This window comes from Dokdonia pacifica, from assembly GCF_900188275.1.
GTDB lineage: Bacteria > Bacteroidota > Bacteroidia > Flavobacteriales > Flavobacteriaceae > Dokdonia > Dokdonia pacifica.
Genome location: NZ_FZNY01000004.1, coordinates 1 through 20,080, shown reverse-complemented (window position 1 = coordinate 20,080; position 20,080 = coordinate 1). Strand labels below are relative to the sequence as shown.

The following is a 20,080-nucleotide window of genomic DNA, read 5'->3' as shown; positions in this document are numbered from 1 at the left end:
GAGATGAAAAACAATCATATATACACACTTATATTCATAGTACTCATATCTTTTACAGGGTACGGACAATTATCTAGTACAGGAAATTCTAAAGGAGGGCCAACGTATCCACCACCAACAAGAGATTCTGAGACATGTTTTTGTTTTGAGTTTGTTACTGATCCCAATGCATGGCTAAATGCCTATAACAATTTGGTAGAAGCTCAATATCAAGCATTTTATCAAGCACAAAGAAATGCGATAAAAAATGAAATTGAGCAACGATTAAATGAGAACTTTCCGAACTATGAACAAGCTGTTAAAGAGCTTTTCAAAAGAGAGACTATTTATGAATTTGAAAATGATTATGTAAATAACCTAAGAGCACCCCTTCCAGCAATTATTGAGGAATTGAGCGCACAAAGTCAAATACAACGAGATAAATCTCGTTTATTTCAATTGGTACATGGGAATAATAATCTATATGATTTTGGTGGATTGAATTACAATGGCATCCTTTTAGAAAATATGCCTCCTTCACAAGCCTTTGATTTATATAATGAGCATTATTTTCAACAAGAAGTAGATTTATATAACGAAGCAACAAGTATGCAGATAAGACATACTACTTTAGGAATAATTAATAATAACAATTTACTAGCAGATTATCTAGCAGATTTAATGTATAATCATCACAAAAGTTATTCTGATTATCAGGAAATACAACAGATTTCAGCGTATTTAATTTACTATGCTAACACAAATCAACCAGGTCCTTATGCAAACACTCCTGGGCTTTTTGATGGTTTAGACTATTATTCTTACAATGAATTTTATTTCTTTGCAGATCAGCACATTAATCAGTTAATAGGTGATCATGCACAAGGATATATACCAAATCTTGAAAACAATAGTCCAGAAGAGTTGATGTATACATATTCGACAGAAATTGAAAACATAGGTCCAAGTACCTATAATTTTTTAACAGATAATCCCAATACTATACCTGGAAGCGCAAGCTTTATGGCTAATAGCGACTTCTCGCCATATAGTATTTTTAATGTACAGGATATTATAGGAAATTTTCAATCTGGAGATCAATTAGTGCCTACATTTGCTAGTTATGGAGAAGATGTGAGTGGACAAACATTAGATAGACCAGATCGTATTTTCTATATGCAATGGGATAATGATGGTATTACTGCAGGTTATCAACATGCAGGGTTATTGCTTGATGAACTTTCTAATATCCCTAACGATTTTAGAGATGGAGCAGGTATCGTTAACTTTCTTGATCGAAACGTTCCTGGTTTTGCGCCTAATAATAATATCGATTATGGCAAGCTTTTTGATTTTAATTATACAGGAGGAGGATTTACCATTAAATTTTCACCTTATGCAATGCAGTTCATTATAGGAGATTTAGAACATGGAGATGGAATTTATGGATGGGATTTGTTTATAAATCCAGTAAAAATTATACTATTAGAGACTTTATCAAATGGAGGTTATGTTAGTTTTGAAGATAGTTTTGCATATGACTTCAATAATGTTTTCTATGATGAAGGCGATAAACCTCTTGCCGAGTATGATGATAAATGTGAAGGTATTATTGAGTTATGGAGTTTAAGCCAAAATGGTAATGAGTGGTTTTCTGTTCTTACACTTGATGGAGCTATTCTTATAACTCAAGAAGGTAATAATAATGGAGTTGCTGTGCAAGGTTTGTATGAACATAATGGTATTACATATTATCAATATGATGCCGAACAGGGATCACCTAATAGGACCTACGAAGGACAAATATTTGCCCAACAATTAAATAAATATTTTATTCCTATAGTTGCAACAGTTCACAGTCATACACCATGCATTCAAGATGGAACAGATGGAGTAAGCAATAATATTATTGAAGATGATCAACAAATGGCTGGGATATTTGATGAAATAAACCACTATATTATTGGGTGTAATGCCATTGCTCAATTTGACGGCAATTCTAATCAAACGTTTAATGTACAACTTGGAGATCTTGACGATCTTTGTAATAATATAAACTAATGACAAGACTTTCTATAACTTTTTTATATATCTGCTTCCTTTATTCTGGGTTTAGTTATGCGCAACAGATAGACATTAATGAGGTTAATCTTCAAGGAACAACACTTCATAAAGCTATCATTCAATTTATAAATGAGACTAAAAATAAAAAGACATTCTTTAATGAGAATGGCTATATTCAACTACGCCTAACCTATAAAAATAATAGTGCAAAATCAGACGAGATCATGTCAATTTATCGATTAGTTGATAATTACCATAGATACGATAATCTGGATAAAGATCATTTATTCCCTCTTTTTTACACCTATGTAGAAACTAAACTTATTCTAATTTATTCTGATCTTAATATACCTTTAAAGTTCTCAGAAAAGAGTAAAAAATTGATAGGTAATCTTGTTTTAGAGACATTTCCTAAAAAAAATCCATTATATGTAGAAGATGCGCAAGGAAATGTCATAATTGATGATAAGAATTTTGTAGAGGAAGTTTTTAATATTAACGGAGGTGTTAATCTAATAGTTTATGGAAATAACAGTTTTAAATTTGAGAAAAGAAACTGACTATTACTGTATACTAAAAATAAGAGGTAAAAAACGATAAACACTTCAGTGATGAGAGAGTTTATGAACTCTACCTCTCTATAATGACAACCATGAAACCACTTGTGATGATTAAAAAAATGGCAGTTTATTTAATAATAGTAGCTTCACTTTTTTGTTCTTGTGAGCAAAAAAGTGAGCCTTCTTCTTTTTGCAATGAATTTAATTTCCCGATTGAAGATTTAATAAAAGAAACGACCAGAGACGATAGAAAATTAACGATCCCTTCCCCTAAAGATTTAAAAGAAGGTACAGTAAAAAAAGAGATTTAATTATTGATGATCGACCAATATTATTTTTAATTAATGATACTATTAATATTTTTTCTGTTCCATCTGATGTAAAAATCGATATCAATAATATTGATAATATCTATCTAAAAGAAACATCTTTAAGAGTCAAAAAGTCATGCAATTTGAACATAGATAATATGGTTTTCAAAAATCTTTCAAATACAAAAATTGAGACTTTTAAAAATTTTAACGAAGAAGAAGCTAAAAAACAATATTATCTAGGCGGATCATTACATATTGAAAATTTATTTTATTCCCCAAGTAAAAAATTGATAGTTTTTAAAGCCACATATAATTGTGGAAAGCTTTGTGGGCAATCTTATATCTGTATTTTAAAGCAAAAACTAAATGTGTGGTATCTAGATAAGGTTAAAGTAGTAGCGATATCATAAACAAATGAATGGCATAGTGACCAAAGTTCTTTTTTTAATAGCATTAATTAATCTGATTATTGGATGTAAAAATCAAACAAATGAAATTTTATTTTCAGATAATTTAATCTGTAATACTTTTAATAAAAATAAAATAGATCATAGATTAAATATTATACCTACACCAGATGAATTTAAGTTAGGAAAAGAACCTTACAGATTAAATAAGAGACCTGATAGCTTGTCTCCCTTATTAGTATACCTATTGGATGAAACTTTTGAACCCAATAGCTTTTTCTCTTTTAAAGATAACTATGATAGTTTGAACAAAATTTATAAAAAGAGAATGCCTGTTAGCGGTCAATTTTTAAAATCAAATTGTAGAGATTTCAATTTTAAAAATATTACAAATTCCAAAGTACAAGAATTGAAAAATGATAGGATTAAATACAGAAGTTTTTTTCGTGACCCATCAAGTGTAATTATAAAACTAAGTGATTTATATACTAATGAAAAAAGAAATCAGGGAGTTATTTTTATGACTACAACTTATGCTTTTAAGGACAATACATTTGGAAGTCTAATTTTTTTAGAAAAAAAGGGGAATGTCTGGCAATTGAAGAAATAACTATAAAAATATAACTGTTCTTAAATAATTTGTATTGATTGTTTAAGAACAGCCAATTAAATTTGATTTCTCACTCAGAGAATCAAGATGAATTTTTGTATTAATCAGCAAGGGAATTAGAAATTACTCTTGGTAGATATTGTAAACCCTTCAGTGATTGGAGGGTTTACTATTTAATAAATCATTCTATTTTATACAAAATAGGTTTACTGGGTGTTGCATCATTTTCAAAGGGAGCAATTTGCAGATTTAAGATATATCGTCCATCGGCTATTTGATGGGGTACATAAATCATTTCTGTAATGGTGGCGTCCATTCGTATGTTGCCCTCTAGATTCCAAAAGGCTTTATGCGCTTTCAACTCGCCTTCATCTTTTTCACGATCTACACTAGGTACATCTACCAAAAGGTGTTTTACTCCCAATCTTCGTAAAAATACCATGGCTTCTTCTTCAATATAGGTCCAATTGGTATGTGACCAGTTTTTTGTTTTTTTCTCGTCTATATTCGGAATCGTTCTAATCACCAATGCTTCTGGGTTTTTTCCTTTGAGGTCGTATTGCAATTGTTTTTTTGAAATCACAAAGTCCTCACCTCTTGGCTCTGCAGCTACTGTGATCAATTCGGCTGTAAAAAAGAATTGTGTAAGATGCTTATTAATACTGTATACTTTTTCTGTAATATGCCCTACACATTCGGTATGTGTACCATGTGCATGTGGGTTGAATGTGATAGTATTAAAATTGACATCGCCTCCTTCACTTACTTTTCCTACCCAATCTTCCGATCGTACAGGTGTGATTTCGGGTTTTTCTAAATACCAAGCTAATGGGTTTTCTGTATCACTTAACGGAATAGAAATATCTATAGGTTGTGATAAGTCAATTGAAAGTGTTTGGTTTTTGTGATGGATGGTAGCTTTCACGTGATGATTTTATATATGTATACCTATATGTCTTTAAAGATAAAGAATGTTACAAGGTATTGGATTACGTTTTTAAAATATAATTAAATACGTACTCATTCTGCAATATATTTAGAAAGCAAAATACCTTTCTGTAACAAAAATCACGAACTCAAGTTCAGCATAAATAAATCACTTGCAATGCCATCGCTCAGAAACTTTCCTTTTTTAGTAACGTACAAGCGATCTTCTTCTAAAAATAGAAAATGATTTTCAATATGTGTTTGGGCTTGTTGGAGTAAGTAGGCATGCATTTTTGATCCAAATAGCATCGCTACTTCTTTTAATGAAACACCATCTTGCGTCCGTAATCGTGTCATCACATACTCATTATACTGATCTGTAGTTGTGAGTGCTTCTACATCTTGGGGCAACTCATCTTTCTCAATCGCTTTGATATACTTTGGATTATTACTAATGTTCCAAGCTCGGCGCTTTCCGTTATAACTATGCGCTCCGGGACCAATACCTATATAGCTTTTTCCTTCCCAATAGGCTGTATTATTACGGGAGAAAAAATTGGGTTTCCCAAAATTGCTAAACTCATAATTATGATATCCTTCTGCTTCCAATCGCTCTACAAGAATAGCATGATGCTCTTGTGCTACCTCATCTTCTACTGGGGGAATGATTCCTTTTTTAATAAAATTTTCTAGTGCTGTTTTTGGTTCGACAGTGAGTGCATATGCAGAAATATGTGGAACTCCTAGATCTAGTGCTTGTTCTATATTTTTGATCCATCGGTCATTACTCATTTCTGGAATACCATAAATAAGATCTAGGGATATGTTTTGAAACCGCTTTCGCGAAAGCGTAATAGAATCTATAGCCTCGGTGGCATTATGCGCCCGATTCATGAGTTTCAAATCTTCTTCAAAAAAAGATTGTACCCCAATACTCAACCGATTGATGGGTGATGCATATAAAGCTTCAATCTTTTCTTCCGAAAGGTCGTCAGGGTTTGCTTCTAATGTGATCTCTGGCGCATCTGTTACTTGGTAATTTTCATATACCGTTTGAATCAAGAGATTAATTTCTTCCGTTTCTAATACCGAAGGCGTTCCCCCTCCAAAATAGATACAATCTACCGTCTCATTCTGGAACTCTTCTTTGCGTAATTCTAGCTCTCGAATTAATGCAGTAATCATCGCTTCCTTCTTTCCCATAGAGGTAGAAAAGTGAAAGTCACAATAGTGACAGGCTTGTTTACAAAAGGGAATATGGATGTAGATGCTAGACATTTAATTTTTAAATGAAATAATTAAAAATGATACTCCAAATCCTAACACTATATAGATAAAAAGAGCCATTGGATATAGCAACAATGTTTTTATTGTGACTTTTATTTTCTTCTGAGGGAAAAGCGAATTCAATGCATATATCAAATAGATACCCATTATAAGAAATGGAACATATTGAAGCGTGTACGCTATAAATTTATTTAAGAAAAGGCCTAGTGTTGCCAACAAAGTATAAATACCTACCGCGTAAAAAGAAATAGCCAGATATTCTGCGAGCGTATATGATTTTGAAAAAAACAATTTTAATGACAGACTCAATGAAATCACAAAAAACAGTAAGAAATTATTAATGTTTTTTGACATAAATTTTGCGGTAGCAATCATACGTTCAAAACTAGGATTATCAAGACCATTATTTGCGACTTCTTGAAAAGGATCATAGTTTACAACAATACGCATGAGTATTAATACAATGGTCGTGAGTATAAAAAAGGGAACTGGTTTATAATATGTTTTTCGTTTTCCGCTTAAAAACTCACGGTATAATTTTCCTGGATTAAGAAAAGATAACTTTAAAGTGACCAGCAATGGTGCATTAACAGAAAAAATACTATTTAAAAAATCCTGAAAAGTATCTCTTAATGTAATCTTAGTGACACTTGTACTTTGTCCGCAATGGGCACAGAAATTTCCTAAAACAGCTGTGTTACAGTTTTTACATACCGTATTATGAGCATCTTTCTCCATAAGATTACTTTTTCACCCGTTTCTCATTTTGTTTTACAAAGGCTTCCCATCCTGTATAATGCTTTCCCGTTTCTATTTTTCCAGAATTATAAAAATGACATACCGCGGCGGCAAGTCCATCGGTACTATCTAGATTTTTGGGAAGTTCTTTAATCTTTAAGAGGGATTGTAGCATTTTTGCAACCTGTTCCTTACTGGCATTTCCATTCCCTGTAATGGCCATTTTAATTTTTTTAGGGAGATATTCTGTAATGGGAACTTCACGGCTTAATCCTGCTGCCATCGCAACTCCTTGCGCGCGTCCTAACTTAAGCATACTCTGTACATTTTTTCCAAAGAAAGGTGCTTCAATGGCAATTTCATCCGGATGATAGGTGTCTATAAGTTCGACCGTGCGCTCAAAAATGAGTTTTAACTTTATATAAGGATCTTTGTATTTTGAAAGTAAGAGTTCATTAAGTTGTAAAAACTCCATTTTTTTACCTACTACTTTGATCAAGCCAAATCCCATGATAGTGGTTCCTGGATCAATACCTAATATGATTCTTTCTTCTTTCAAAAGGAATTATATGTTTTATTCGTTACTTTGTTTGTTATGCGAGGCTACTCCCACAAAGCTACACAATTCCTAGGCTATAGTATCAAAATTTTGATTTTGGCTATGGTGCTCCTTTTTGTGTGGCAACGTGTGACACGTGATACGACTACAATTTTAGAAGTTTTTAAAAGCAATGTTAATACATTATTTACATATAGCAATATAGCAATATTACTATTACTATCTATTCTCAATTGGCTGTTCGAAGTTTATAAATGGAAAACATTAGCAAAACATTGCAGTCCTATTTCTACAAAAGAAAGTCTTTTACAATCATTAAAAGCGCATATCGTATCGCTGATTACTCCTGCCAAAATTGGAGAATATGGAGCTAAAGCATTATTTTTTCCTGCTCCATTACGTAAAAAGACGCTGTTTTTGACCTTATTAGGAAATGGGTATCAAATGCTTGCTACGACTGTTTTTGGAGTTTTGGGCATTGGGATTTGTAGTTATTATTTATTTCCTGCATTTATAGGTTATTACCTCATCTTAGTACTCGTACTCATCGTTTTGTTTTATGGCACTCCTAAACTTTTACATCATATCCATTGGAGTATCAAAGGGTATTCTTGGCAACGTATACGTGATTTTATGAAAACCATTGCTTCTTCTAATAAGCACAAAGCATTGTTTTTTTCGTTTGCTCGCTATCTCATATTTGCACATCAGTTTTACTTTTTATTAGTACTATTTCAAGTGGATGTTTCTTATATCCTTGCGATGGGGCTTATTGCTACTATGTACGTTTTAAGTTCTATCATACCGATGCTTCAACTCTTTGACGTGGTCCTTAAAACGGGCGTAGCTGTTGCGGTATTTTCGTGGATTGATGCACCAGAAATTACCATCGTGAGCATCACATGTATCATGTGGTTTTTTAACATGGTACTTCCTATAATTCCAGGGAGTTATTTTATACTTACAGACACCTCTTTAAGTACTCAAAAAACGATGTCTATATGATGGTACTTATCTGCATGTATGCTATCATTATTGGGTATGTGTTTTTTATCCTTTGGTTATCGTATGGGTATAAGAAAGTGCCTCTTTTTACTTCTTCAGCAAATATTCCTAAACAAGGATTTTCCATAATTATCCCTTTTCGAAATGAGGAAAAGAATCTCCCTAGGTTACTTGATAGTATTAGGCAATTAGACTACCCTGCATTTTTGTATGAAATCTTATTGGTTAATGATAATTCTGATGATGCGTCGGTTACTTGTATCGAGTTGTATATCAAAAAGCATTCTCAAAAAAACATCAAGATTTTAAACAGTATACGTACTTCTAATTCTCCTAAAAAAGATGCCATTCAAACTGCTATAGCGGTCACAAATTATTCTTGGATTGTAACGACAGATGCCGATTGTATGGTGCCAACTTTATGGCTTCGTGAGTTAGATTCTTTTATAGAGCATACTAACGCAAAGCTAGTGGCGGGTCCTGTTACATTACCGGTACATTCTTCTACATTTTTGAACGTTTTTGAGCAGATGGACACACTAAGTCTTGCTGGGGCTACGATAGGTGGTTTTGGTAATCAGCAGGCATTTTTATGTAATGGAGCGCATTTGGCTTATGAAAAAGCTAGTTTTATAGAGGTAAACGGTTTTCAAGGGAATACTCATATTGCTAGTGGTGATGATCATTTTCTATTAGAAAAGTTTACAAAAACATTTCCAAATCAGATTCATTATCTCAAGTCGCCACAAGCTATTGTTACAACGACATTTCAAGAGCGTTGGTCATCCTATATAACGCAACGAAAACGTTGGGCGGCCAAGTCTACGGGATATACCAAAACATTGACAAAAGGCATCGGAGTGCTTATTTTAGCGTCTAATCTGACCTTTGTGGTAGGTGTTGTTTTTGCTTTCGCGAAAGCGTATACACATTCATTACCGTTTTTAATATTACTCTTCATAAAAATAGTAGCTGATTTTATTTTACTGATACAAGCTTCACGATTTTTTAATAAGCAAAAATTATTGTTATGGTACCCTCTCTGTGCGTTATGGTACCCTTTTATAAGTTCTTACATTGCCCTGATTTCTTTAAAAGGAGGATTTACTTGGAAAGGCAGGTATTTTAAGAGATGAAAGCTATTAAATCGTATACATTGCTAGAAAAAACCAGAGGAGTTCAACTCACGATATGGAGTGCGTCTTATAGACTTCTCAACATTGGGTTATTCTAAAAAATAAAGAAGATCCCGCCATTTAGCGGGATTAGTTCAACTCACAATATGGAGCGCGTCTTATAGACTTCTCAACATTGGGTTTCACTAATAAGAATTTTTGTTACCTTTAAAATCCAAATCTTTTTTAATGAAACGCTTTACACTACTTTGTTGTGGACTCCTATTGGGTCTTTCAACGATTACCGCGCAAACAGATACCTACTCTGTAAACAATCAATCTTATGAGCTTAAAACTGATGTAGAAGGCCCTATTACACTACTCTGGAATATCGTTAATCAAGAGTATCGTTACTTTGCCAAAAAGGGAACAACGATTACAGAATTAACCAATACCAAAGAGGGTAAAAAATATCAGGAAGAGTATAAAAAACAGCTACAAGAACTTACAGGCGATGTAACGATGAATACCGATAAGGTGAAATTAACCTTAGCGAGTTTGCGTCGTTTTTTTAATGCCTATAATAAAGCAGTAGATGCTTCTTATGAAGAGAACAGTTTTCTTACAAATATGGAGTATCGCCTGGGTGGATTTGTAGGAATCACTAATAGTGTTTTTGTAGATAATCCCGACAACACTTCAAATACGCAATTTGGAATTGACTTTGAGTTGTATGATGCGACCGCACTTCCAAGTCATGCTATTGTTTTTCAATACAAACAGACCTTATCAAGTGATGAATTTGACTATAGTGCTGCTCAATTTTCTATCAACCATCGTTTTAAGTTTATAAAAACCCCTATCTATCAGATATACCTCAACACAAAGCTCGTTACTTTTACATCGGCAAAAAGATCTGAAGAAATAGATGATGATACGTTAGGGCTTATCGCTGTAGATGATTCGTCTGGTTCAAATTTACAGGGGCCTGTTATTTTTGGCCTTGGTGCTGATATTAAACTAGGAAAAGGGTATTTATCTCTTAACTATAATGATGCGTATTCTTTTATTATAGATGATAATGGGGAGTTCCCTGTTGATCTTACTATTGGATATAAGTTTGTACTATAGTATTAATCTACCTTTAAGACAATAGGTACTTTAAATCGAGTTTTTACTAATATTCCTCGTTTTATAGCTGGCTCAGGTTTTGGCATTACTTGTATAGCATCATGAATCCACGCATTCAATTCAGGAATTTCTTTGCGAATCATAGGTTTAAGATGAATACTATCCAAACAGAATTTTCCTGTTTCATTCACAATTAAGTCTAGCCAAACAGTATCGTTTATAGATTCTTGTACTACAATAGTATGATTGCTAAGCTCTTGATACAATGTACTTGTTACTTGGTCTTCAAAGCATTTTTTTAGAGCTGCGCTCTCAGAGAGTTCATCACAGGTATTAAAAATAGGATAGGTATCTACATTAGTAATATCTATGATATATTGCTCTTGACTTAAGAAATCTTCAGTAGTAATTTTTTTGGTCTCCCATCTTGAGCAGGATGCTATAAGCATACAAAGAGCTAAAGACAAAAGACGCATATTCATACCATTTTATTTGTTGGATGAAATTTACAATATTATATGATGTTCTCCTAAAAGGTGTTTTTAGTCTTTTTTATCTTCTCCTTCTTTTAAAAAAAGCTCTTCTTTTAATACAGTAAGCCGTCTTTCTGTCATTGTCTTATAAAATGTGGCTGCTCTATCTTTGGACTCTTTATGTTTTTCTAAAAACTGTTCATAGAGTTTTACGACTTCTTTTTTATTTTCATAATAATTATCGGCACACACAGGAATGTTATATTGTGCTCGTATATTGGAAGGATTTATTTTAACGACTTTTCTATACTGAACTATTGCCTTTTCAAATTTTTTATTGATCTGGTAAGCGTTTCCTAATGTATAATAGATATCGTCTAATGGTAGGTCTTTAAAATATAATGCCTGTTTGGCATGATACTCTGCTTTTTCTATATCTCTTATTTTTCCATATAATTCGGCTAGTATATGATGAACTCCGTAATCTTCATCATCTATCCCTAATAAAATCAAATATTGTTCTATTGCTTTCTGATATCTATTTGTTTGACGATAACTCACTCCCAAATTATTATGAATGAAAGGTGATGTTTGTCCTAATGCTATTAGTTTTTCAAACCAAGTGATGGACTCATCATGCCACCCTCTCAAGTAGTAATTTTGTGCTAAAATATTCACCATTTCTACATTATCAGGATCTATCTCTAAAGCTTTATAACAGATTTTATCTACTACAGGATAATCACGTTTTCCCAAATAATGTAATCCTAATTGATAGAGTGCTTTTTGATGTGTAGAATCTAGTTGTACAGCTTTAGAAAATATTTCTTCACTCTTTGTAGTTGCTGTTTTCTTCCATAGAGAATCTCCTTTCTTTTCAAGTAGTTTTAATGCTCTCCCCCGTTGATAAAAATATTCTGGATTATCAGGATACTTTTGTGACAACTCCATAAAAATAGTATCGGCAGTACTATGTTTTCCTCTAGAAATTAAAAGCCTTCCATATTCTGTAGCTGCGATAGGTTGTTCCTTGTTTTGAGTAAGTGATGCTACATAGGCTTCTATTGCTGCTTTTTTATTTCCTAAACCACGATACGATCGCGCAATTTGCAGTAGTGTTTTTGCATTTTGATCTGGTATTAACTGATATTGCTCTATAGCTTTTGTATAGCTTCCTACTGCATACAAACTATCTGCAATAGTTAAAGCCGAAGACTGTGCTTCGGCGTTACTAATAATACTCGTAAAAAAAAGAAGTATGAGGTATCTCTTCATGTATTGTTATATTTTTTAATACTATTTTATCTGTCTATTTTTTTAATTTTTTTAATTTTTCTTGAGCTTCTTTATTACCATCAATGGCAATTGCTTTTTCGAAGTGACTTATAGCCTCATCCTTTTTTTTGATCATGACATAATAATCTCCCATTGCAACATAACTCTTTGATTCTTCTGGATAATACTTCAAATTCATTTCTAAATAGGCTTGTGCTTTTTTAGGTAATTTATGTGATGTTACTATAAAAAAGCCAACATCATTTATAAACTGCCAATCGGGTTTTACTTCTCGCTTAAAACGTTTACTTAACTCTTCAAAATGAGTATAAAAAGGCGTTGTTAATTCTTCTGCAGTATATGCTTTTGGCGTATTAAATCTCCATCTTTCTGGAAATGGATACCATGAAAACAATGATCGTAATCCATTATACATTCCTGGTACCACTACACTTCCATGATCTTCACTTCCTTGATAATCCCAAGTAAATTCTATATGACCTTTATTTTTTACTAAAATATCATGAAAATTAAGGTTTGCTCTTAACATTTCTGTTGGCTCTGATCTAAGTTTTCGCACCTTAACTGTATCTACCCCTACGCTATTAGCCACTGCAACATACAATGGTTTGTTTTGATATGTAGATGTACTAAGCAACTTTTCTGATTGTTTTACTAACTTTTCTTTATCCCACCATAAACTTGGGTCAATTGCTAAGTAATTATCAAATACATCTGGATGATGTGTATAGGTATAGAGTACAAAAAGACCTCCTGTAGAATGCCCTATGATAGTACTCATCGTATCGATAGGATACTTACTCTCTACAAAAGGTTTCAATTCTTTTTCTATAAATGTCAAAAAATTAGCTGCTCCTCCAGAGGTTTCAGACTTATGACCCCTTTGGAAAGGAACGTTTGTGGGTGTAAAATCTCTTGTTCTATCCGTATTGGAAATTCCAACTACAATAGATTTGGGTAGGTTCCATTTTTCAAGGAGTTTTAAAATACCTGTAACTGTATGGAAATGCCCTCTCCCGTCTAATACATAAATGACAGGATATTTTTTTCCGTCTTCTATTTTTTCTGGAAGATGGACCCAAATTTCTCTTTGCTCATTGAGTGTTTTTGAAAAGAGTGAATCAACAGTTCCTAGAATTAACTCATTGTCTTTATTTTGAGAAAACTGTGCCATTGCACAAAAGTTTATACAAATAAACCCAATACATACTAGTACTCTTGTCATAAAATGATTTATACCCATTATTAGGCAGTTATTTATTGCCGTATGTTAAAGTGAGAACGTAAATGGAAGTTCATATAATACACCTACTTTTTTCCCATCTTTTTCACCAGGTATCATTTTTGGTAATGTTTTGATGACTCTAATGGCTTCTTTTTCTAGTTCTGGGTGTGCTCCGCGGGCACGCACATTTACAATATTCCCTTCTACATCTATTTTAAAAACAGCTACTACTCTTTTTATTCCTGTAAGTCCTAACTGTTCTGGAAGTTTCCCATTAAATTCTTTGGTTGCATGCTCCTTAATTTTTTGAGTAGTACACTTTTTTATTTCTTCTTTAGAGCCCGAGCATCCCGGATAAGCTGGCACTTGTTCTAGTACTCCAAATGGAATATCTAAATCGTTTAGTACATCGTCATAGGTACTATCTTTTAGAATATTCTCATCCTTTGAAGTTACTGCGGTTAATACTTTAAGAGCTTTCTCTTCTTCTTCTGTTAAGCTTCCTTGTTTTGCTATTGAGTTTTTAAGTACTTCAATATTTTTAATGATCTCACTATCTGAAGTACTATAACCTGTTCCTCCTGCTGTAGCATCTGTACAAGCGGTGTATACTAATATGGCAAAAAGTGCTGGTACTAAGAATAAATATTTTGCTTTTGCTATTTGTTTTGATTTTGTTTTCTGTAACATAATAATTCGTTTTTTGATAATTGAATGATTAAAAAATGGATTGATGAACGAAAATTGTTTTGTATCAAAAGCTGTATTTAATAGTTCTTCATAATACTGCTTCTTTGTGGTGTTTCCTAGGGCATACCCATCGGCTAAATACTCATGTATAAGTGTGATTTCTTTTTGAAAGATGTATACTAATGGGTTAAACCAAAATACAATACGCAGCATTTCAAAAAGCAGTAAATCCAATGTATGTTTTTGCTTGATATGTATACGTTCATGTGCCAATATATGCTTTCGCGAAAGCGAACTTAACTTCTCTCCCAGAAATACATAATTAAAAAATGTAAATGCCTGAGTACTGTCTGGTAATATAATGACTCGTTTTTGCTTTTCTTTAAAACGAAAAAGGCGTGTAAATTGAAACAGCTTATAACTAAATAGAAGTGCACTAATAGCCATACCTAAATAGTATACATGCATCCAACTAAACCTATAGCCAGGTGTATTTGATATCAAAACAGTAGTCGGTTTTACAGTATCTATATTGGGTGTATTATAGCTCTCTAATATTACTTCAGGTAGCACCGTAGCTACTTCCTGGATAGGAACCATCGCCTGTAATGCGGCAATCTTTAAAAAAGGTAATATGATGGATAGTATAGGAGTTATGAGTAAATACATTCTGTTATAGGTAAAAAAGGTTTCTTTTTTTAAAAAGACCTTATAGCCTACCAAGAATATTGCTTGAAAGCATAGTATTTCTATAATGTATCTTGTCATAACTCCTAATCTGTGGTGTTTATATTACGATTGGATTTTAAATGTAATAGGCAGACTATATAATACGCCTACGGGTTGTCCATCTTGCTCTCCTGGTTGCATTTGAGGAAGTGTTTCTAACACTCTTTTTGTTTCTGTTTCTAGTGCAGGATGCGGAGCGCGAGTTCTAATATTTACAACATTACCGTTTTTATCTATTTTAAAGGAAGCAAAAATTCTGTTAACACCTGTAAGACCTAGTGTCGTTGCTAAAGAAGTATCAAATCCTCTGTTTACATGCTTAGAGATACTATTACTCATACATTCTTTACGCTCTTCATTTGTTCCTGTACAATTTGGAAAAACAGGTACTTGATCTATAATAGCAAAAGGAATGTCATCTCCAGCTTCTGGATTGATGACTGTTTCTTTAATCATAGTAATATCATCTGTAGGAGGAGCTTTAGGAGTTCCTAGATTCATATAGACAGTATAGCTTTCATCTCCTTTGTTATATGTAAGTTCAGCATATCCTTCTGGTTTCCCTTCGCTTAGCTTATGAACACTATAAGAAAGTTTAGTTCCCTCTTCGTTTATTGACGTCCATCCTACATAATCAGGGTTTGCTATTAAAAATGCCTCATAGGCTTGATGTGTTTTTAGTTTCTCACCTTCTAGATCTTCTCCTTTTGCAAGTTCATAACTTAAACTTTCAATATTTGCTTCTGTAGGAGTTTCAAGACTATTGTCATTACTACAGGAAGTATAGATTAATATCCCAAAAATTAAAGGGACGAGGACCAAATATTTTAATTGAGATACTTGATTTGATTTTGCTTTTTGTAACATAATAATTCGTTTTTTGATGAGTGAATGATTAAAAAATGTATTGATAAATGAAATATTTTCTGTTTTAAACACTTGTGATAACAAGCTTTGGTAATAGCTTTTTTTCCCGTTTTGAGAAACTACTTTAGCATCTGCTGTGTACTCTTGGAGGAGCATCATTTTATTTTGATATATATACACCAATGGATTAAACCAGCACACAATACGAAGCACTTCAAAAAACAACATATCTAATGAGTGTCCTTCCTTGATATGAATGGTCTCATGAAGCATGATATTATCTCGTTGTATTTCTGAAAGGTTTGCTCCTAAGAAAATAGTATTAAAAAAAGAGAAAGCAGTATCTGAATTAGGTAGTGTGATAATTTGTAATGCTCCTATTTGCTGTAAAGTTCCTTTATTTTTTAATAGCTGGATTTTTATAATCTTATAAGCAAAATAGCCTAAACTCAGAATCATTCCAACTACCCATATAGTAAGTATCCAAGTAATAAAATTAATAGGTTTTGTACCTGTAAGTACTACTTCATCAAGCATTCCTCCATTTAAGGTTGTATCTGTAAGACTGGTTTGCAGTAATACTTCTGGCAATGTAATTGTATAAGAAGCTGGAACCGTTTCTCGAATCGCATCTATTTGAATAAATGGAAGTATAAAACTGAGTATAGGTGTGATAAGTAAGTAACACCTATTCCAATTAAAAAAGGTTTCCTTTTTTAAAAAGACATCATAAACTACTAAAAATAGCAATTGATAAGCAACAATCTGGAGGATATAGTGTATCATTGGTTTTCTTCTTTATTAATTTCTCTCATAATCTCTTCCATTTCAGACATATTAATGTCATTTTTCTTCATAAAGAAGGATACCATACTTTTAAATGACCCTTGAAAATAGCCATTCATTAATTTATTAAGCGTTTGATTACTATAGTCTGCCTTTTGAACTAAAGGAAAATAAATATGTCCCCTTCCCTCTTTACGATATCCTACAAATTCTTTATTCTCAAGAATTCTAACAATAGTAGATACTGTATTGTAAGCTGGTTTTGGTTCTGGCAACTTTTCTATAATAGCAGCAACATTAGCTTCCTTAAGATCCCATAGGATTTGCATAATATCTTCTTCGGCTTTTGTGAGTTGTTTCATTAGTTATATATCTATTAGTGATCTGTAAATGATTCTTTTTAAAAGTTGTATTTTAAAGATTGTCTTACAAATATAACTAAATTCTTAGTTTAAACTAATTTTTTAGTTAAAAAATTGTAACAAATTAACATTTAAAGCGTCATATGGTCTGTAATTACACACGTTAAGATGGATTTACTTCTTGTATTTTTGAGTTTATTGCTTGTACTTTTAGGCATTATTGGTAGTTTTATTCCTGTATTGCCAGGCCCTCCAGTGAGTTGGTTGGGGCTTTTGGTCTTACATTTTACCAAAGGGGTACCTATGGATTATACCTTTTTGGGGATTACCTTATTTGTAGCAATTCTCATTTTTATTTTAGATTATATCATCCCCTCTATAGGGACCAAACGTTTTGGAGGAAGTAGGGCTGGTGCAATAGGAACTATGATTGGATTATTTGTAGGTATTTTTTCTCCTATTCCATTTGGAATTTTAATAGGCCCATTTGTAGGTGCATTGATTGGGGAGCTTATCTTTAATCAGAGTGACTCTAAAACAGCTTTTAAAGCCGCTGTAGGCTCTTTCTTAGGTTTTGTAGCTTCTACCTTTATGAAGTTTATTGTCACCGTTATATTCCTTGTTTTGTTTATCTATAAGCTTTTTGCATATAGTGACACGTTGTTTGTTTGGTCATAAGATCAAGTTACTGCTATACTATATGTTTTCTTTATACGCTTTCGCGAAAGCGTATACAAAAAAAAGCCCTTCATTTCTGAAAGGCTTTCTATGTGTACGTATCTTTATTTGATTATTTTTTGATCACAATAAACTCAGATCTTCTGTTAAGTTGATGATCTTCTTCTGAACAGTTAGCATCGTTTCCACAATCATTTACTAATTGAGTTTCTCCATATCCAGCTCCAGAAATTCTACTACTCTCTATTCCTTGACTAATAATATATGCTACTGTAGATTTTGCTCTTTTATCAGACAGGCTTAAGTTGTAGCTGTCTACTCCACGACTATCTGTATGCGATCTAGCATCTATCACCATAGTTGGATATTGCTTCATTACAGATATTACTTTTTCTAACTCTAAAGCTGCATCTGGACGGATATTAAATCTATCAAAATCAAAGTAAATAGGATTAAGTTCTAATAGTACTGTTAAATCATCACCCACTTCAATAGGTTTTTGAGCAAGTTCTAATCTCAAATTATTAGTAATCGTTTTAGACTCATCTGGTGTAGTGAATACTACTTCATCTCCATTATAAGTTTCTTTTATAGCTCTTACGATATATTGCTCTTCACAGTTTGCGGTATCAAAATTATAACCTCCATTGGTCTCACTAAGCATAGAAGTAACCACTTCTCCAGAACTATCTATTAATTGCACAGTTGCTCCTGAGATTGGATCTCCTGAGTCTTTATCTATCACTTTACCATCTACTAGAATATCACATGGTATTATTTCTTGTACAAAGCGATAAATATCATCACTCCCCATTCCAGTTTTACGATTGGAAGCAAAGTATCCTAATTTGGTTTCATCGTTTACTATAAATGTAAAATCGTCATAAGAACTATTAATAGGTTTTCCAACATTTATAATTTCTTGTTCATCGTTTTGTAATTGTGGACTTGTCACATATACATCTAATCCTCCTAAGCCAGGATGACCATCTGAAGCAAAATATAGGTTTCCATTTTTACTCATAAAAGGAAATGTCTCTCTTCCTTCTGTATTAATTGGGCGGCCTACATTAACAGGCGTACCATACGTTCCATCTTCATTAATATCTACTACCCAAATATCAGAAAGACCTATAGTTCCTTCCATATCTGATGCAAAATATAATTTTGTATTATCTGCATTTAATGCAGGGTGTGCTGTAGAATATTCATCACTATTAAAAGGCATCTCAACGGCTTCTGTCCATCCCTTTCCTTCTTCTCTAGTAGATTTATAGATCTTTAGCTTGTTTGTTCCGTTTTTATCTTTCTTATAACTCCCTTTTGTATAATTGTTACGTGTAAAATATACTGTACTTCCATCTTTTGAAAAGGCAGTTGTACTTTCGTGAAATTTTGAATTTAGTTTTTTATTAAACTTTGATGGTTTTGAGAAAGATCCTGACTGTTCACCTATTCTAGTTTGATATAGATCTAAAAACGGTTGGTTATTCCATTTATGAATACGTCTAACACTTCCTCCAGAATCTCTTGTTGATGCAAAAATCAATTTTCCTTCAAATTCGGTAGGTGCAAAGTCTGAATATCTTGAATTAATACTTCTTATATCTTCAAGCGTATATTTACTTTTCTTGTATTCAGATATCTCACGTAAATAATCTGGAGACTCTTTAAATAATGTCGCTCTTGTATCTGTTCCATTAAGGTCATTAAATCGAGTCATCATAGCATCTGCTAACTCATAATTTTTTAAAGCTCTTAATGTTTGTGAGTATCTAAAATAGTATTCCGGTTGAACTTCTTCTTGGTAGGTATCAATTAACTTTTTATACCATACTTCTGCATTTGTATATTCAGCATTGAAATAATAAGAGTCTGCTAGTTTTTGGAATAAATCGGCAGATTCATATCCTTTTTCTGCAACGTCAAGATATATTTTACGTGCATCTACAAAAGCATACTGATCAAATTTCTTATCTGCTCTAGATATTTTCCCTTCCTGAGCAAAGCTAGTCACTCCTACTAGTGAGAATAAAGCTGTTAGTATATAAACGTGAAGTTTCATTAATTTTAGTTTTAAATAATAATTATATGCTATTCTCTTTTATTAGAAGAATCTAGGTGTTAATAACCTATCATACTCGTTAAACAGTTCAAATCTAAGGAAAACTTCAAAACTTCCATCATTAAATGTGGTATCTCCTAAATCTGTTGTCTCACGATCATAGGCTAAACCTATAAGCATACTGTCTGATACTTGAAAACCTGCAAGTCCACT

At 32.7% G+C, this 20,080-nt stretch carries 21 protein-coding genes; 9 read left to right on the top strand and 12 right to left on the bottom strand.

All coding sequences use genetic code 11. The annotated features are described in order from the left end of the window. Positions 1-3: 3 nt before the first annotated feature. The 5 genes from CHB80_RS12605 to CHB80_RS12585 all read left to right on the top strand — a co-directional run bounded on the left by CHB80_RS12605 (position 4) and on the right by CHB80_RS12585 (position 3,934). Positions 4-2,040: a hypothetical protein gene (locus CHB80_RS12605; protein WP_089371847.1), complete on the top strand. Its 2,037-nt coding sequence runs from the start codon at positions 4-6 to the stop codon at positions 2,038-2,040. After that, positions 2,040-2,603 carry a hypothetical protein gene (locus tag CHB80_RS12600; protein ID WP_089371846.1) on the top strand — a complete coding sequence of 188 codons (564 nt, stop codon included), beginning with the start codon at positions 2,040-2,042 and terminating at the stop codon, positions 2,601-2,603. Before CHB80_RS12605 ends, CHB80_RS12600 begins: the two co-directional genes overlap by 1 nt. Positions 2,604-2,695: 92 nt before the next feature. Further along, positions 2,696-2,914: a hypothetical protein gene (locus tag CHB80_RS12595; protein WP_143337124.1), complete on the top strand. Its 219-nt coding sequence runs from the start codon at positions 2,696-2,698 to the stop codon at positions 2,912-2,914. A gap of 143 nt (positions 2,915-3,057) precedes the next feature. After that, on the top strand, positions 3,058-3,327 hold the full coding sequence (locus CHB80_RS12590; RefSeq protein ID WP_143337123.1) for a hypothetical protein: 270 nt from the start codon (positions 3,058-3,060) through the stop codon (positions 3,325-3,327). Between the two features lie 4 nt (positions 3,328-3,331). Beyond that, entirely contained in the window at positions 3,332-3,934 is a 603-nt protein-coding gene (locus CHB80_RS12585) for a hypothetical protein (protein ID WP_089371843.1), read from the top strand. 181 nt (positions 3,935-4,115) lie between these two features. On the opposite strand, the gene CHB80_RS12580 is transcribed toward CHB80_RS12585, so the two are convergent. The 4 genes from CHB80_RS12580 to ruvC all read right to left on the bottom strand — a co-directional run bounded on the left by CHB80_RS12580 (position 4,116) and on the right by ruvC (position 7,445). After that, positions 4,116-4,859, bottom strand: a complete 744-nt coding sequence (locus CHB80_RS12580; RefSeq protein WP_089371842.1) for a cyclase family protein — start codon at positions 4,857-4,859, stop codon at positions 4,116-4,118. A 143-nt stretch (positions 4,860-5,002) separates the two neighbouring features. Further along, entirely contained in the window at positions 5,003-6,139 is a 1,137-nt protein-coding gene (gene hemW / locus CHB80_RS12575) for a radical SAM family heme chaperone HemW (protein ID WP_089371841.1), read from the bottom strand. Next, positions 6,140-6,886, bottom strand: a complete 747-nt coding sequence (locus CHB80_RS12570) for a DUF3667 domain-containing protein (RefSeq protein ID WP_089371840.1) — start codon at positions 6,884-6,886, stop codon at positions 6,140-6,142. Positions 6,887-6,890: 4 nt separating this feature from the next. Beyond that, positions 6,891-7,445, bottom strand: coding sequence for a crossover junction endodeoxyribonuclease RuvC (ruvC, locus tag CHB80_RS12565; RefSeq protein ID WP_089371839.1), 555 nt, complete (start codon positions 7,443-7,445; stop codon positions 6,891-6,893). Between the two features lie 36 nt (positions 7,446-7,481). Between ruvC and CHB80_RS12560 the strand changes: the two genes are divergently transcribed. From CHB80_RS12560 to CHB80_RS12550, 3 genes are all read left to right on the top strand, one after another. Further along, a complete protein-coding gene (locus tag CHB80_RS12560) occupies positions 7,482-8,450 on the top strand; it encodes a lysylphosphatidylglycerol synthase domain-containing protein (protein WP_089371838.1) in 969 nt (322 codons plus the stop codon). After that, positions 8,447-9,586, top strand: a complete 1,140-nt coding sequence (locus CHB80_RS12555) for a glycosyltransferase family 2 protein (protein ID WP_089371837.1) — start codon at positions 8,447-8,449, stop codon at positions 9,584-9,586. Before CHB80_RS12560 ends, CHB80_RS12555 begins: the two co-directional genes overlap by 4 nt. Positions 9,587-9,814: 228 nt before the next feature. Beyond that, on the top strand, positions 9,815-10,696 hold the full coding sequence (locus tag CHB80_RS12550; RefSeq protein WP_089371836.1) for a hypothetical protein: 882 nt from the start codon (positions 9,815-9,817) through the stop codon (positions 10,694-10,696). Positions 10,697-10,698: 2 nt separating this feature from the next. Here CHB80_RS12550 and CHB80_RS12545 read toward each other — a convergent pair whose 3' ends face one another. The 6 genes from CHB80_RS12545 to CHB80_RS12520 form a co-directional block, all read right to left on the bottom strand. Next, positions 10,699-11,172 carry a hypothetical protein gene (locus CHB80_RS12545; protein WP_089371835.1) on the bottom strand — a complete coding sequence of 158 codons (474 nt, stop codon included), beginning with the start codon at positions 11,170-11,172 and terminating at the stop codon, positions 10,699-10,701. 66 nt (positions 11,173-11,238) lie between these two features. Continuing rightward, positions 11,239-12,444: a tetratricopeptide repeat protein gene (locus tag CHB80_RS12540; protein WP_089371834.1), complete on the bottom strand. Its 1,206-nt coding sequence runs from the start codon at positions 12,442-12,444 to the stop codon at positions 11,239-11,241. A gap of 34 nt (positions 12,445-12,478) precedes the next feature. Next, entirely contained in the window at positions 12,479-13,690 is a 1,212-nt protein-coding gene (locus tag CHB80_RS12535) for an alpha/beta hydrolase-fold protein (RefSeq protein ID WP_089372247.1), read from the bottom strand. Positions 13,691-13,735: 45 nt separating this feature from the next. Then, a complete protein-coding gene (locus CHB80_RS12530) occupies positions 13,736-15,148 on the bottom strand; it encodes a M56 family metallopeptidase (RefSeq protein ID WP_089371833.1) in 1,413 nt (470 codons plus the stop codon). 24 nt (positions 15,149-15,172) lie between these two features. Further along, positions 15,173-16,762: a M56 family metallopeptidase gene (locus CHB80_RS12525; protein WP_089371832.1), complete on the bottom strand. Its 1,590-nt coding sequence runs from the start codon at positions 16,760-16,762 to the stop codon at positions 15,173-15,175. After that, on the bottom strand, positions 16,759-17,124 hold the full coding sequence (locus CHB80_RS12520) for a BlaI/MecI/CopY family transcriptional regulator (protein WP_089371831.1): 366 nt from the start codon (positions 17,122-17,124) through the stop codon (positions 16,759-16,761). The genes CHB80_RS12525 and CHB80_RS12520 overlap by 4 nt, the downstream gene beginning before the upstream one ends. A 168-nt stretch (positions 17,125-17,292) precedes the next feature. Here CHB80_RS12520 and CHB80_RS12515 point away from each other — a divergent pair, with 168 nt between their 5' ends. Next, a complete protein-coding gene (locus tag CHB80_RS12515) occupies positions 17,293-17,802 on the top strand; it encodes a DUF456 domain-containing protein (RefSeq protein WP_089371830.1) in 510 nt (169 codons plus the stop codon). 112 nt (positions 17,803-17,914) lie between these two features. Here CHB80_RS12515 and CHB80_RS12510 read toward each other — a convergent pair whose 3' ends face one another. Next, a complete protein-coding gene (locus CHB80_RS12510) occupies positions 17,915-19,867 on the bottom strand; it encodes an OmpA family protein (RefSeq protein ID WP_089371829.1) in 1,953 nt (650 codons plus the stop codon). A gap of 42 nt (positions 19,868-19,909) precedes the next feature. Continuing rightward, on the bottom strand, positions 19,910-20,080 hold a 171-nt coding region (locus CHB80_RS12505; RefSeq protein ID WP_143337122.1), incomplete at its 5' end, for a type IX secretion system membrane protein PorP/SprF.

Coding starts and splice junctions, on each gene's coding strand:
- CHB80_RS12605 (WP_089371847.1), top strand. CDS start 4: ATGAAAAACAATCATATATACACACTTATATTCATAGTACTCATATCT.
- CHB80_RS12600 (WP_089371846.1), top strand. CDS start 2,040: ATGACAAGACTTTCTATAACTTTTTTATATATCTGCTTCCTTTATTCT.
- CHB80_RS12595 (WP_143337124.1), top strand. CDS start 2,696: ATGAAACCACTTGTGATGATTAAAAAAATGGCAGTTTATTTAATAATA.
- CHB80_RS12585 (WP_089371843.1), top strand. CDS start 3,332: ATGAATGGCATAGTGACCAAAGTTCTTTTTTTAATAGCATTAATTAAT.
- hemW (WP_089371841.1), bottom strand. CDS start 6,139: ATGTCTAGCATCTACATCCATATTCCCTTTTGTAAACAAGCCTGTCAC.
- CHB80_RS12570 (WP_089371840.1), bottom strand. CDS start 6,886: ATGGAGAAAGATGCTCATAATACGGTATGTAAAAACTGTAACACAGCT.
- CHB80_RS12560 (WP_089371838.1), top strand. CDS start 7,482: ATGCGAGGCTACTCCCACAAAGCTACACAATTCCTAGGCTATAGTATC.
- CHB80_RS12555 (WP_089371837.1), top strand. CDS start 8,447: ATGATGGTACTTATCTGCATGTATGCTATCATTATTGGGTATGTGTTT.
- CHB80_RS12550 (WP_089371836.1), top strand. CDS start 9,815: ATGAAACGCTTTACACTACTTTGTTGTGGACTCCTATTGGGTCTTTCA.
- CHB80_RS12545 (WP_089371835.1), bottom strand. CDS start 11,172: ATGCGTCTTTTGTCTTTAGCTCTTTGTATGCTTATAGCATCCTGCTCA.
- CHB80_RS12540 (WP_089371834.1), bottom strand. CDS start 12,444: ATGAAGAGATACCTCATACTTCTTTTTTTTACGAGTATTATTAGTAAC.
- CHB80_RS12535 (WP_089372247.1), bottom strand. CDS start 13,690: ATGACAAGAGTACTAGTATGTATTGGGTTTATTTGTATAAACTTTTGT.
- CHB80_RS12530 (WP_089371833.1), bottom strand. CDS start 15,148: ATGACAAGATACATTATAGAAATACTATGCTTTCAAGCAATATTCTTG.
- CHB80_RS12525 (WP_089371832.1), bottom strand. CDS start 16,762: ATGATACACTATATCCTCCAGATTGTTGCTTATCAATTGCTATTTTTA.
- CHB80_RS12520 (WP_089371831.1), bottom strand. CDS start 17,124: ATGAAACAACTCACAAAAGCCGAAGAAGATATTATGCAAATCCTATGG.
- CHB80_RS12515 (WP_089371830.1), top strand. CDS start 17,293: ATGGATTTACTTCTTGTATTTTTGAGTTTATTGCTTGTACTTTTAGGC.
- CHB80_RS12510 (WP_089371829.1), bottom strand. CDS start 19,867: ATGAAACTTCACGTTTATATACTAACAGCTTTATTCTCACTAGTAGGA.